Genomic DNA, 13,668 nt, shown 5'->3' on the forward strand with positions numbered 1-13,668 from the left:
GGCCGGCTTTGCGGAAAGGAGCGCGCTGGCGGCCCGAGCCGCCGGCGCAATTCGCTCGGAAAAACAGGTAGGAGACTGACGAGCGACCCGATCCGGACCTCGTTAGGGCTGCTTCCTTCCGGACCTGACCCGGTTGGCGAGTGGCTCGTCCACCGCCAATCTCCCGGTCCCTATTTGGGGCCAAAAGGACCGGAAAGCAAGCGGGCATCGGCTTGAACGGCTGGGCTTCATCGTGACTTGCCCAGCATCCGGGCAATTCCCGGCCTGCCCAGCCGATAGGCTGTGCTTTCACTGCCGGAGGCGCCTTGGTAAGAACGCTGCCGGAACCCCTTCCAACAGAAAAGCGATTGATCCCAATGGTTACACGTCGTGATGTTGCATCGATTGTCGGACTTGGCGCGATTGGCGCGGCGACGCTGGCCTCCCCGGCCGTGGCGCAGACCGCCGATTCCAACGAATCGACCTTCGCCCGCATCCGCCGCACCAAGAAGATGCGGATCGGCGCGGTCGGCGGCGGCGCGCCCTATTACATGAAGGATCTTTCGACCGGCCAGTGGAAGGGATTTTACGTCGACATCGCGAAAGCACTCGCGGAGGACATGGAGGCCGAGCTCGAGATCACCGAAACCACTTGGGGCAATTCGGTGCTCGACCTGCAGTCCAACAAGATCGACATCTTCTTCGGCCTCAACCCGACCCCGAAGCGCGCGCTGGTGGTCGATTTCTCGGTGCCAGTCTTCAACAACGCCTTCGGCATCCTCTGCAAGAAGGACTTCAAGCCGAAGAGCTGGGCCGAGCTGAACTCGCCCGACGTCAAGATCGCGGTCGACCAGGGCTCCTCGCACGACCAGGTCGTCAGCCGCCTGACGCCGAAGGCGCAGATCTCGCGGCTGAAGACCGCCGACGACGCCACCGCCGCGCTCCAGACCGGCCGCGTCGATGCGCAGTGCCTGATCACCATGCTGTCGCTGACGGTGCTGAAGAAAAACCCCTCGCTCGGCCAGTTCGTGCTGCCGACGCCGATCTTCGCCACGACGTCGAATGCCGGCTTCCGCCGCGAGACCGACAAGACCTGGCGCGACTACGTCAACACCTGGATCGACTTCAACAAGGGCCTCGGCTTCATCCGCAACGCGATCATCACCAACATGGAGCTGGTGGGCGTGACCGAGGCGGACATTCCGCTGGGCGTTTCGCTGTAGTCTTCCACTGTCATTCCGGGGCGCCCGAAGGGCGAACCCCGGAATCTCGAGGTTCCGGGTTCGATGCTTCGCATCGCCCCGGAACGACAATGCCGGCTGTCAAGGCGTACGACGAGTAACACACGCATGTATCAGTGGGACTTCGGTATCCTCTGGAGCTATCGCTGGCTCTTTCTCAACGGGCTCGGCGTCACCGTCGGCTTCACCGTGGTCATTGTGGTGCTCGGCCTCGTCTTCGGCCTGTTCGGCGCCTTCGGCACCCTGTCGCGCTTTCGCGCGGTGCGCCTTCTCGCGCTCACCTTCATCGAGGCGTTCCGCTGCACGCCGATCCTGGTGCAGCTGATCTGGTTCTATTACGCGCTGCCGATCCTGGCCGGTGTCGAGATGACGCCGATCACGGCCTCGGCGCTGGCGCTGTCGCTCTATGGCGGCTCGTTCTATTCGGAGATCATCCGCGGCGGCATCATCTCGATCGACCGCGGCCAGCCTGAAGCCGGCGCCGCGCTCGGCATGACGCCGGGACAGAGCATGCGCCGCATCGTGCTGCCGCAGGCGATCAAGCGGATGATCCCGGCGCTGATGAACCAGTCGATCATCCAGTTCAAGAACACCTCTCTGGTCTCGGTGCTGGCGGTGCCAGACCTGGTCTATCAGAGCCAGGTCGCCGCTCATGACAGCTACCGTCCGCTGGAAACCTACACCGCCGTAGCGGTCGCCTATGCGGCGATCCTGATTCCCCTGACCATCATGGTCCGGCGCGGCGAGAAACGACTGGCGGTCGGCGAATGAGCGAGACCCCTTCCAAGATTGAGATCCGGGCGCTGCGCAAAAGCTTTGGCAGCAACGAGGTCTTGAAGAACATCAATCTCGATGTCGCCAAGGGAGGCGTCGTCGCGCTGATCGGCCCGTCCGGCTCCGGCAAGTCGACGCTGCTCCGCTGCATCAACCTCCTGGTGACGCCCGATGGCGGCAGCGTTCGCGTCGGCGACACCCGCTTTGCTTTCGGAGAAGGCACAAAGCTGCCGGACGTGAAGACGCTGGCAAGATTTCGCGCCACCACCGGCATGGTGTTCCAGCATTTCAATCTGTTCCCGCACATGACGACGCTCCAGAACGTGATGGAGGGGCCGGTCACGGTGCGGCGCATGGCGAGGGCTGACGCCGAGAGGCTGGCCCGGGCTCAACTCGCGAAGGTGGGCCTTGCAGAGAAGGCCGACCAATATCCGGCAACGCTCTCCGGCGGACAGAAGCAGCGCGTCGCGATTGCGCGGGCGCTCGCCATGGAGCCGGACGTAATGCTGTTCGACGAGGCCACCTCCGCGCTCGATCCCGAGCTTGTCGGCGAGGTGCTCGCCGTGATCCAGCAGCTGGCGTCGGAGGGCATGACCATGGTGATCGTGACCCACGAGATCGCCTTTGCCCGCGAAGTCGCCGACCGTCTGATCTTCATGCGCGACGGCGTCGTGGTCGAGGAAGGCCCGGCGCGGCAGGTCATCGACAATCCGCAAGCAGCGGCGACGCGCGCCTTCCTCAGCCATTTCCACCGCACCGGCGCGCTGCCGCCGGTTACAACGGCATCGTGATGTCCGAAATCAATCGCGTCTATCTCGTCACCGGCGCCGCCAGCGGCATCGGCCGTGCCACTGCAAAACTGCTCGCGGCCCCTGGCACCGCGCTGCTGCTGCACACGCGCTCCAACGCAGTCGGCCTCGACGCCACGGCGGCGGAGGCCGAAGCGCAAGGTGCGATCGTCGCGAAATGCCTCGGCGATCTCGCCGAGGAGGCTGCGGTCACCGACGCCGTCGCCGCCGCGCAAGCCGCCTTCGGCCGGCTCGATGGATTGATCCTGGTCGGCGGCCATGCCCGGCGCGGCAGCGCGATCGGCACGCCGGCGGATCAGTTCCGCAAGGCGATGGACGAATCGGCGTTGGCGTTCACGCGGCTGGTGGACGCCGCGCTGCCGCTGCTGCGTGCGGGACGAGATGCGCGGATCGTGGCAGTGTCGTCCTTCGTCGCCCACGCGATCCGGCCGGAGTTCGCGCCCTTCGCAGCCACGGCCGCGAGCCGCTCCGCGCTCGAAGCGCTGGTGCGCCTCACCGCAGTCGAGCTCGCCAGGGAGGGCATCACCGTCAATGCCGTGGCACCGGGCCTCATCGTCAAGGACAAGCCCAGCGAAAGCCGGCTTTCACCCGAACAGATCGCAGCGACCGAGGCGCTGATCCCGATGGGCCGCCGCGGACGGCCGGAGGAAGTGGCCGAGATCATCGCCTTCCTGGCCTCCCCGAAAGCATCCTACGTCACCGGCCAGGTCTGGCACGTCAATGGAGGCCTGACATGACCGAAGCAACCGTCGAACGGATCAGGCTGTTCCTGATCGAGAGCCCGATCAAAATGGCGCGCCTCCAGGGCGTCGGCAGCGTCAAGGGCACGGTGAAGCGCGTGCTGATCGAGCTCACCGCGAGCGACGGCGTGATCGGCTGGGGCGAGGCCGCACCGTGGGAAGTGTTCACGGGAACGCCGGAAGCCGCGTTCGCCGCGCTCGACATCTATTTACGGCCGATCGTGCTCGGCAAGTCGGTGCGCCGCATCCGCGCGCTGATGGCCGAGCTCGATCGCGCGCTGGTCGGACATGCCGAAGCCAAGGTCGCGATCGAAATGGCGCTGCTCGACATCGTCGGCAAGTCGTCGGGACTTTCGGTCGCCGACCTGCTCGGCGGCCGCGTGCGCGACACGATCCCGCTGTCGTTCTCAATCGCCGATCCCGATTTCGCCGCCGATCTCGAACGCATGCGGAAAATGGTTCCGGACGGCAATGTCATCTACAAGGTCAAGACCGGCGTGAAGCCGCATCGCGAGGATCTCGATCACCTCGCGGCGATCCGGAAAGAATTCGGCGACAAGGTCGATCTTCGCGTCGACTACAACCAGGCGCTGGCGCCGTTCGGCGCCATCAAGATCCTGCGCGACATCGAGCAGTTTGCGCCGACCTTCATCGAGCAGCCGGTGCCGCGCAAATTTCTCGACGTGATGGCGCAGCTCACCGCGGCGCTTGAGACACCCGTGCTCGCGGACGAAAGCTGCTTCGACCGCCGCGACATGATGGAGGTGGTGCGCCGCGAGGCGGCAGATGCCGTCTCGATCAAGCTGATGAAGGCCGGCGGCCTGTTCGAGGCGCAGGCGATCATGGCGATCGCCGACATCGCCGGCCTCCCCGGCTATGGCGGCACGCTGTGGGAGGGCGGCATCGGGCTTGCCGCCGGCACGCAGCTGATCGCAGCGACGCCGGGGATCTCGCTCGGCTGCGAATTCTACATGCCGCACCATGTGCTGACCGAGGACGTGCTGGAAGAGCGCGTCGCCAATCGCGGCGGCCACGTCGTGGTGCCCGACGGCCCCGGCCTCGGGATTCGTGTGAGCGAAGCCTCGGTCCGCGCCAATGCGCGGGTGCTTGCGGAGGCGTAAAGGCACGCCCCCACCGTCGTCCTGGCGAAGGCCAGGACCCATTACCCCAAGGAGAAGTTTGTGGCACGAAGTTGGTAACCCCGAATCTTCGCCAAACCGAATCCTGTGGTAATGGGTCCTGGATCTGCGCTGCGCTTGTCCAGGACTACGATCGCGTATGCGGCCCCTGCGGAGCCTCATCCTTCCCCAATCAGATTCGGTATCGTATGGTCGGAGCCAATATTCAGGGGTTCCGCCCCGCCACGCCCGACTCCCATCGGGCCATCCGGAAACCTTCATGTCCGAACCCGCCTGGTCGCTGCACTCTCGCCTGAAAGAGGACACCATCGACATCGGCGATTTGCCGCTGTCCAAGGTATTGGTCATCAAGGACGCGCATTATCCCTGGCTGCTGCTGGTGCCGCGGCGCGCGGATGCGGTCGAGATCATCGATCTCGACGAGGTGCAGCAGGCGCAGCTGATGACCGAGATCTCCCGCGTCTCGCGTGCGCTGAAGGAGATCACCAGATGCGACAAGCTCAACATCGCGGCACTCGGCAACCTCGTGCCGCAGCTTCACGTCCACGTCATCGCGCGCCGCACCAGTGACGCCGCCTGGCCGCGGCCGGTATGGGGCGTGATGCAGCCCTTGGCGCACGACGCCACGGAGGTGCAGACTTTCATCAGCGCGCTTCGCCGCAAGATCTGGTTGGGTTGAAAGAACAAGAAATGTCAGCATTCGACTCGTTTCCGCTGGGGCAGCCGGCCTTCGTCACCAACATTCTCGACCGCGCGGCGCATCTGCGGCGCGACGACGAAAAGCTGTTCGCGATGGAGCAGAAGCCGTCGTCGCGCGCCTATGTCGTCTACCGCGACTCGCTGCTGGTGAAGCGCGAGGGCGAAAAAGTGCGCGCGCTGCTCGGAATCGACGAGGCGCTGAAATGCGGCGCCAATCCCGGCACGATTTTTCTCGGCCTGCGCGACGGCGCCGCGATGTTCGGGATGGGCCTGTCGCAGGCCGCGTCCGAGAAGCTGATCGGGCGCGAAGACTACGCGCTGAGCGAGCTGCGCGGCATGGCGATGCAGGGCGCGGTGCCGCCGAAGGAGCTGTCGGCGATCGCGATGGCGAAGTCGATGGTGAGCTGGCACCAGCGCCACGGCTATTGCGCCAATTGCGGCACGCGTACCGGGATGAAGGAAGGCGGCTGGAAGCGGGAGTGCCCGAGTTGCAAGGCCGAGCATTTCCCCCGCACTGACCCGGTCGTGATCATGCACGTCGCCGCCGGCGACAAATGCCTGCTCGGCCGCCAGAAGCAGTTTCCGCCGGGCATGTATTCCTGCCTCGCCGGTTTCGTCGAGGCCGCCGAAACCATCGAGGACGCGGTGCGCCGCGAGATCCTCGAAGAGTCCGGGATCCGCTGCACCGACGTGCAATATTACATGACCCAGCCTTGGCCCTATCCGTCGTCGCTGATGATCGGCTGCAGCGCGCGGGCCGTGAGTGAGGACATCGTCGTCGATCATTCGGAGCTGGAGGATGCGCGCTGGTTCACGCGCGAGGAGGCCGCCTTGATGCTGACGCGGACCCATCCCGACGGGCTCGCCGGTCCGCACCCGTTCGCCATCGCCCATCATTTGCTCGGCCGCTGGGTGCACGACAAGAGCTGAGACCGGAGATGGCGCCCTCTGTGATCGCGCCGCGCGTCCTCTGCATCGGCATTCCCGTGCGCGACCTGACCTTTCGGGTCGAGGCCGTGCCCGCGCGCGGCAGCAAGGCCAATGCCACGCACCTCGCGGAGATCTGCGGCGGCAACGCGCTCAATGCCGCGATCGCCATCGCGCGGCTTGGCGGCCGCGTCTCCTTCGCGGGCCCCATGGGCGATGCCCGGGAGACGTCGAGCCGCTTCATCCTCGAACGGATGGAAGTTGAAGCGATCGAGACCACGCACATCGTCCGCATGCCGGGGCTCACGACGCCGGTGTCGGCGATCATGATCGAGCCCTCGGGCGAACGAACCCTCACCATCTATCGCGATCCCATGTTGTCGACCGTGCAGCTGCCGGACGCCGACAAGCTGCTCGCCGATTGTCAGGCGGTCCTCGTCGAGAGCCGCTGCGCATCGTTCTGCACGGACCTCTGCACTGAGGCACGCCGGCGCGGTATTGCCGTCGTCGTCGGCGTCGATCGCGCGATGTCGCTGCAGGACAGCCTGCTCACGGCCGCCTCGCATTTGCTGTTCGCCAGTGAACAGGTGCAGGAGACCGCCGGCATCACCGATGATGGCGAGGCGTTGCAGCGCCTGGCCGCGCTCACGCCCGCCTTCCTCGCCGCCACCCGCGGCCCGCGCGGCACGATCTGGCTGAACGAGAGCGGCGAATTGGAGCAGACGCCGGCGGTCTCGGTTCAGGCGGTCGATACGCTCGGCGCGGGCGACGTCTTCCAGGGCGCCTTCACGCTTCGCCTTGCTGAAGGCAGCGGCGCGCGGCAGGCGCTGCAATTCGCCGCGGGCGCCGCGGCGCTGAAATGCACCCGCCACGGCGGCGGCCTGGCCGCCCCGCAACGTCTTGAAGTCGAAGAGCTTTTGAACACGCCGCGCGCGACGACGCTCGGACGGACGCCGAGATTATAGACTTGCTATAGAAAGATTTTCTCTATATCAGGGAAATCAACCCTTGATATGGAACAAAGTTCTTCAAATGACCGATCTCGCCGTCCCGCTCCCCGAGACCAGCCGCCGCCTCGACGCCATCGACCGCAAGATTCTGATGGTGCTCCAGGACGATGCCTCCCTCTCCGTCGCCGAGATCGGCGACCGCGTCGGCCTGTCCTCGACCCCCTGCTGGAAGCGTATCCAGCGCCTGGAGGCAGACGGCGTGATCACCAAGCGGGTGGCGCTGGTCGACCAGAACAAGATCGGCCTCGGCATCTCCGTGTTCGTGTCGGTCGAGAGCTCCGACCATTCCGACGCCTGGCTGAAGAAATTCGCCGAAGCCGTCAGCGCCATGCCCGAGGTGATGGAGTTCTATCGTATGGCCGGCGACGTCGACTACATGCTGCGCGTCGTCGTCGCGGACATGCAGGCCTATGACGTGTTCTACAAGAAACTGATCAGCGCCGTGCCGCTGAAGAACGTCACCTCGCGCTTCGCGATGGAGAAGATCAAGTCGGTCACCGCGCTGCCGATCCCGGCGGTGGTGGCGGCTTAGACGTCACCACAGAGAAGCTGTCATCGCCCGGCTTGACCGGGCGATCCAGTACTCCGTGACGCCTGAAATCGATCGAGAAGCCCCGGCGTACTGGATGCCCGCCTGCGCGGGGCACGACAGCAAGTGAGGCTAGCCTCGCGCCTCAGATCTTCTGATTGTACTCGCCGACTTCGGGATGGGTGCGCAGCACGCTGTTCACCATCTCGAACATGTCGTGCATGCGCTGCTCGGAGACCGGGCTCTCGACCACGACGACGAGCTCGGGCTTGTTGGAGGAGGCACGCACCAGGCCCCAGCTGCCGTCCTCGACCGTGACGCGGACGCCGTTGACGGTGACGAGATCGCGGATCGACTGGCCGCCGATCTTGGCGCCCTTGGTCTGCAAGCCCTCGAAGTGCTTCACCACCTTGTCGATGACGCCGTACTTCACCTCGTCGGCGCAATGCGGCGACATGGTCGGCGACGACCAGGTTTTTGGCAGCGCGTTCTTCAGATCGGCCATCGACTTGCCGGGGGCGCGGTCGAGCATGTCGCAGATCGCGAGCGCCGAGACGAGACCGTCGTCATAGCCGCGTCCATACGGCTTGTTGAAGAAGAAATGGCCGGACTTCTCGAAGCCGGCGAGCGCACCCGTCTCATGGGTGCGGCGCTTCATGTAGGAATGGCCGGTCTTCCAGTAGGTGGTTTTTGCACCCTGCTTCTGCAGCACCGGATCGGTGATGAAGAGGCCGGTCGACTTCACGTCGACGATGAACTGCGCGTCCTTGTGGATTGCCGACATGTCGCGCGCCAGCATCACGCCGACCTTGTCGGCAAAGATCTCCTCTCCGGTGTTGTCGACGACGCCGCAGCGATCGCCGTCACCGTCGAAGCCGAGGCCCACATCGGCCTTGTGCTGCAGCACCGCGTCGCGGATCGCGTGCAGCATCTCCATGTCTTCGGGGTTCGGATTGTATTTCGGGAAGGTGTGGTCGAGTTCGGTGTCGAGCGGGATCACCTCGCAGCCGATCGCCTCCAGCACCTGCGGCGCGAACGCGCCGGCGGTGCCGTTGCCGCAGGCCGCGACGACCTTGAGCTTGCGCTTGAGCTTCGGGCGGCTGGTGAGATCGGCGATGTAGCGCGCCGGATAATTCTCGTGGAATTGATAGGAGCCGCCGGCCTTGTTTTTGAACTCGGCGCCCAGCACGATCTCCTTCAGCCGCGTCATCTCGTCGGGACCGAAGGTCAGCGGGCGGTTGGCGCCCATCTTCACGCCGGTCCAGCCATTGTCGTTGTGAGAGGCCGTGACCATGGCGCAGCAGGGCACGTCGAGGTCGAACTGCGCGAAATAGGCCATCGGCGTCACCGCGAGCCCGATGTCGTGCACCTTGCAGCCTGCTGCCATCAAGCCGGAGATCAGCGCATATTTGATCGAGGCCGAATAGCCGCGGAAATCATGACCGGTGACGATCTCCTGGCTGACGCCGAGCTCCGCGATCAGCGCGCCCAGCCCCATGCCGAGCGCCTGGATTCCCATCAGGTTGATTTCCTTCTGGAACAGCCAGCGCGCGTCGTATTCGCGAAAGCCCGTGGCCTTCACCATCGGCTCGGATTCGAAGGCATAGGTGTTGGGCAGCAACACGGATTTCGGCTTGGGGAACATTGAGACGGTCTCGTGAAAAAGAGCCAGGATTTGATGCAGCCTTAGCGAATGCCGGGCTGCAGCGGAAGGCGGGAATGGCAGCTTATGGATGATAATTGCGGCAGTTTGGTAACGGGGAAATCTGGCCGCGAGAGCGGTCGGAATAGAGATTTTCTTGAAATATGCGGTCGCCGGAGCCTTTGAGAGACCCTTACTGCTCCAGCACCATCTGACCGTTGGCGTATTCGAAGCGCTTGAGGCGGGAGAGGAAGGAGAGGCCGAGCAGGTTCTCGGACAGCGCCTCGTCCGGCAGCACCATGGCATCGACATCGCGTACCACGAGGCCGCCGACATCGAGCATGGCGATGCGGGTGCGCGCGGCCTTGATGGTGCCGTTGGCGGTGGAGACGGTGGCATTGTAATCGCTGCGCGAGGGACGCAGGCCGAAACGGGCAGCCGAGGTCTCGTTCAGCGCAACCACGGAGGCGCCGGTGTCTACCATGAAGCCAATGCGCTGGCCTTCGATCCGGCCATCGGTTTGGAAGTGGCCGCGGCCGTCGCGGGGGATGTTGAGGCTGCGGCCGCCGGCCGGCGCCATGGACGCGACTGCTACCGTGCGCGGCACCGACGTCGCCGAGGCGGAGCTCATCCTGTCCGCCATCTGGGCCATGAAGGTGCCAAGGCCGATCATGATCGCCGCGAAGATCATTATGTTACGCATCACACCACTTCCGAGCCGGAAGCTCGATTTCACCACGCGGCAGGCCGCTCCGCGAGCGACGCTGCGGCCAGAGCTGTGCTATTTTGACGAAAAGGATGAGCGGACGGTTAATGGGTCTTCGTAACGCTCACGTCCCGCGCGGCTTGACCCGCCGGGTCGGCAGCGCATTCGCCGGATCTTCCGGCCAGGGATGGCGCGGGTAGCGGCCGCGCAAATCGGAGCGCACGGCATTGTAGCTGCCGCGCCAGAAACCGGGGAGATCTCGGGTCACCTGCACCGGGCGTTGCGCCGGCGACAGCAGCTCGAGCACCAACGGCACCTTGCCGGCGGCGATCGACGGATGGGTGTTGAGGCCGAACAATTCCTGGAGCCGCACCGCGATGGTCGGCCCCTGCTCGGCTTCATAGTCGATCGCGAGCACGCTGCCGGTCGGCGCCTCGAAATGCGTCGGCGCCTCGCGGTCGAGCCGCGCGCGCATCTCCCACGGCAGCAACGTCATCAGTGCGTCGGAGAGATCGCCGGCGGAGATATCCTTCAGCGCGATCTTGTCGTAGAGCGCCGGCACCAGCCAATCGTCGCGCCGCGCGATCAGCCCGTCGTCCGAAAGATCCGGCCAGCTGTCGCCTTCGGCCTTGCGCAAAAACATCACGCGATCGCGCCATTGTTTGGCGGCCTTCGACCAGGGCAGCCGGTCGAGGCCGGCGGCGATCAGCCCGTCCGCCAAGATGCGCGCGGTGTCCTCCGAAGGCGATACGGCAAGTGTCGCCTCGGAGAGAGTGATCGCGTGCAGCGCGCGCTTGCGCCGCGCCCGCAACGCCATCGCGCCGCGATCGAACGATATCTCCTCGACGGATTCGATATGCTCGGCGAAATGCTGCTCGATCTCGTCCTGCGAGATTTGCGCTGCGAGCAGAATGCGTCCGCTCGCCGCCGTGCCTGTCATCTCGCCGATCGCGATATAGGGCGCGCGGGCGAGTGACGAGGTCTGATCGACGGCGGCACCACGGCCGTTGGCGAGCACGAAGCTGCCATTGCCGCGGTTGCGCGCGACGCGATCCGGGAAGGCGTAGGCGAGCATCAGGCCGGCCGAGAGGTCACCTTCTCCGGTCGCCGCCTTCTCTGACGCCGCCACCTGCGAGGCCCAGCGCCGCGCGAGGTCGCGCGCGCTTGCTGCACGCGGGGAATGGTCGCGGCGGAACTGATCGCGCCGGTGCTCGAGATCGACGCTGTCGCCGCCGAGCCCGCGCTCGGTGATGATGGCGGCGATCTCGGCGGCGGCGTCGCCCTCGCCGGCACGATGCGAATCCACGATCATGCGCGCGAGCCGCGGCGGCAGCGCCAGCGCGCGCAGGCTCTTGCCTTCCGCGGTAATGCGGCCGTCGCCATCGAGCGCATTGAGCTCGGAGAGCAGGCTTTTTGCTTCTTTCCAGGCCGGCTGCGGCGGCGGGTCGAGAAACGACAGCGCGGCAGGATCGGCGACGCCCCATTGCGCGAGATCGAGCACCAGCGAGGACAGATCGGCGCTGAGGATCTCGGGCTGGGTGTAGGGCGCGAGCGAGGCCGTCTGAGGTTCGTCCCAGAGCCGGTAGCAGACACCGGGCTCGGTGCGGCCGGCGCGGCCGCGGCGCTGGTCCGCCGCCGCGCGCGAGACGCGCACGGTCTCGAGCCGGGTCAGGCCGATGTCGGGCTCGTAGCGCGGCACGCGGGCAAGACCGGAATCGACCACGATGCGCACGCCCTCGATGGTCAACGAGGTCTCCGCGATCGAGGTCGCCAGCACCACCTTGCGCGTGCCCTTGGGCGCCGGCGAGATGGCACGGTCCTGCACGGCGGCGTCGAGCGCGCCGAACAGCGGCACGATTTCGATGCTGGAATCCTGCACGCGTTCGCCGAGGAAATTCTGGGTGCGGCGGATTTCAGCGGCGCCCGGCAGGAACGCCAGCACCGAGCCGGCATCGGCGCGCAGTGCCGAGGCGATCGCATCCGCCATCTGCCGTTCCACCGGCACGTCCGCCTTGCGGCCGAGATAGCGCGTCTCGACCGGAAAGGCGCGCCCCTCGCTTTCGACGACGGGCGCTTCGCCGAGCAATCTTGCCACGCGGGCGCCATCGAGCGTTGCCGACATCACGAGGATGCGCAAATCCTCACGCAGGCCGGTTTGCGCATCGCGCGCCAGCGCGAGGCCCATGTCGGCATCGAGCGAGCGCTCGTGGAATTCGTCGAACAGGACGGCGGCGATGCCCGACAGCTCGGGATCGTCGAGGATCTGGCGGGTGAAGATACCCTCCGTCACCACCTCGATGCGGGTCGCGCGCGAGATCTTCGAGCCGAAGCGGACGCGATAGCCGACGGTCTCGCCGGCGCGTTCGCCCAGTGATTTGGCCATGCGGTCGGCGCTGGCGCGCGCCGCGATGCGCCGCGGCTCCAGCACGATGATCTTCTTGCCCTTCGCCCATGGGGCATCGAGCAGCGCCAGTGGCACGCGCGTGGTCTTGCCGGCGCCCGGCGGCGCCACCAGCACGGCGGCGTTATGCGCCTCCAGCGTGCGCGAGAGGTCGTCGAGCACGGCATCGATCGGGAGGGGCGTGTCGAAACTGCGGGGCAAAGAACTATCCGATCGTCATGCCCGGGCAATAGCGCGAAGCGCGTCCTCGCGCAGAAGTCCAGGGCATCCACGTTCTTTCAGCCGAGAGTGAACAAGACGTGGATGGCCGGGACAAGCCCGGCCATGACGGTTTTAGCCCGACAACGACATGTAACTTTCAGCCCTGCACCGGCGGCCGTCCGACACTCTCATAAACGAAGCCGGCCGCAGCCATCTCCTCGGGGCGGTAGATGTTACGCAAGTCGACGATGACGGGCTGCGCCATGGTCGCCTTCAGCCGGTCGAGATCGAGCGCACGGAACTGCACCCATTCGGTGACGATGACGATCGCATCGGCGCCTTCCGCGCAGGAATAGGCGTCCTCGCAATAAGTGATGCTGGGCAGCTCGCTCTTCGCCTGCTCCATGCCGACGGGATCGAAGGCCTTCACCTTCGCGCCCATGTCGATCAGGCCCGTGACCAACGGGATCGACGGCGCATCGCGCATGTCGTCGGTGTCGGGCTTGAAGGTGAGGCCGAGCACGGCGATGGTCTTGCCGCGCAGCGAGCCGCCGAGCGCCTGGCTCACTTTTCGCGCCATCGCCCGCTTGCGGTTCTCGTTGACCGCCAGCACGGATTCGACGATGCGCAAGCTCACGTCGTAGTCCTGCGCGATCTTGATCAGCGCCTTGGTGTCCTTTGGGAAGCACGAGCCGCCGAAGCCGGGACCGGCATGCAGGAATTTGGTGCCGATGCGGTTGTCCAGGCCAATGCCGCGCGCGACTTCCTGCACGTTGGCGCCGACCTTCTCGGAGAGGTCCGCGATCTCGTTGATGAAGGTGATCTTGGTCGCGAGGAACGCATTGGCGGCGTATTTGATCATCTCGGCGGT

General features: G+C 65.6%; 13 protein-coding genes and 1 other RNA gene. 9 read left to right on the forward strand and 5 right to left on the reverse strand.

Annotation, left to right across the window (positions count from 1 at the left end):
• Positions 1 to 67: 67 nt before the first annotated feature.
• An RNA gene (ffs, locus tag AC0L27_RS36210) (signal recognition particle sRNA small type) lies at positions 68 to 164 on the reverse strand.
• 192 nt (positions 165 to 356) lie between these two features.
• Between ffs and AC0L27_RS36215 the strand changes: the two genes are divergently transcribed.
• From AC0L27_RS36215 to AC0L27_RS36255, 9 genes are all read left to right on the forward strand, one after another.
• A complete protein-coding gene (locus tag AC0L27_RS36215) occupies positions 357 to 1,202 on the forward strand; it encodes a transporter substrate-binding domain-containing protein (protein WP_473322505.1) in 846 nt (281 codons plus the stop codon).
• Positions 1,203 to 1,328: 126 nt separating this feature from the next.
• Entirely contained in the window at positions 1,329 to 1,991 is a 663-nt protein-coding gene (locus AC0L27_RS36220) for an amino acid ABC transporter permease (RefSeq protein WP_354206252.1), read from the forward strand.
• Positions 1,988 to 2,785 carry an amino acid ABC transporter ATP-binding protein gene (locus AC0L27_RS36225; protein WP_354206250.1) on the forward strand — a complete coding sequence of 266 codons (798 nt, stop codon included), beginning with the start codon at positions 1,988 to 1,990 and terminating at the stop codon, positions 2,783 to 2,785. Before AC0L27_RS36220 ends, AC0L27_RS36225 begins: the two co-directional genes overlap by 4 nt.
• Positions 2,785 to 3,540 carry an SDR family NAD(P)-dependent oxidoreductase gene (locus AC0L27_RS36230; protein ID WP_354206248.1) on the forward strand — a complete coding sequence of 252 codons (756 nt, stop codon included), beginning with the start codon at positions 2,785 to 2,787 and terminating at the stop codon, positions 3,538 to 3,540. The genes AC0L27_RS36225 and AC0L27_RS36230 overlap by 1 nt, the downstream gene beginning before the upstream one ends.
• A complete protein-coding gene (locus AC0L27_RS36235; protein WP_275172881.1) occupies positions 3,537 to 4,664 on the forward strand; it encodes a muconate cycloisomerase family protein in 1,128 nt (375 codons plus the stop codon). The genes AC0L27_RS36230 and AC0L27_RS36235 overlap by 4 nt, the downstream gene beginning before the upstream one ends.
• Positions 4,665 to 4,941: 277 nt before the next feature.
• Positions 4,942 to 5,361: an HIT family protein gene (locus AC0L27_RS36240; protein ID WP_354064093.1), complete on the forward strand. Its 420-nt coding sequence runs from the start codon at positions 4,942 to 4,944 to the stop codon at positions 5,359 to 5,361.
• 11 nt (positions 5,362 to 5,372) lie between these two features.
• A complete protein-coding gene (nudC, locus tag AC0L27_RS36245) occupies positions 5,373 to 6,311 on the forward strand; it encodes an NAD(+) diphosphatase (RefSeq protein ID WP_354064091.1) in 939 nt (312 codons plus the stop codon).
• A gap of 8 nt (positions 6,312 to 6,319) precedes the next feature.
• A complete protein-coding gene (locus AC0L27_RS36250) occupies positions 6,320 to 7,273 on the forward strand; it encodes a PfkB family carbohydrate kinase (protein WP_354064089.1) in 954 nt (317 codons plus the stop codon).
• Positions 7,274 to 7,340: 67 nt separating this feature from the next.
• Positions 7,341 to 7,850 carry an Lrp/AsnC family transcriptional regulator gene (locus AC0L27_RS36255; RefSeq protein WP_007604670.1) on the forward strand — a complete coding sequence of 170 codons (510 nt, stop codon included), beginning with the start codon at positions 7,341 to 7,343 and terminating at the stop codon, positions 7,848 to 7,850.
• A 142-nt stretch (positions 7,851 to 7,992) separates the two neighbouring features.
• On the opposite strand, the gene AC0L27_RS36260 is transcribed toward AC0L27_RS36255, so the two are convergent.
• From AC0L27_RS36260 to AC0L27_RS36275, 4 genes are all read right to left on the reverse strand, one after another.
• Positions 7,993 to 9,492, reverse strand: a complete 1,500-nt coding sequence (locus AC0L27_RS36260) for a phosphomannomutase/phosphoglucomutase (RefSeq protein WP_275172885.1) — start codon at positions 9,490 to 9,492, stop codon at positions 7,993 to 7,995.
• 190 nt (positions 9,493 to 9,682) lie between these two features.
• Positions 9,683 to 10,192, reverse strand: coding sequence for a TIGR02281 family clan AA aspartic protease (locus tag AC0L27_RS36265; protein WP_354101180.1), 510 nt, complete (start codon positions 10,190 to 10,192; stop codon positions 9,683 to 9,685).
• Positions 10,193 to 10,319: 127 nt separating this feature from the next.
• On the reverse strand, positions 10,320 to 12,797 hold the full coding sequence (gene hrpB, locus AC0L27_RS36270) for an ATP-dependent helicase HrpB (RefSeq protein WP_354206243.1): 2,478 nt from the start codon (positions 12,795 to 12,797) through the stop codon (positions 10,320 to 10,322).
• 157 nt (positions 12,798 to 12,954) lie between these two features.
• The coding region (locus AC0L27_RS36275) for a UDP-glucose dehydrogenase family protein (RefSeq protein ID WP_473322514.1) at positions 12,955 to 13,668 on the reverse strand (714 nt) is incomplete at its 5' end.

It is taken from the genome of Bradyrhizobium sp. Ken51 (assembly GCF_055807435.1).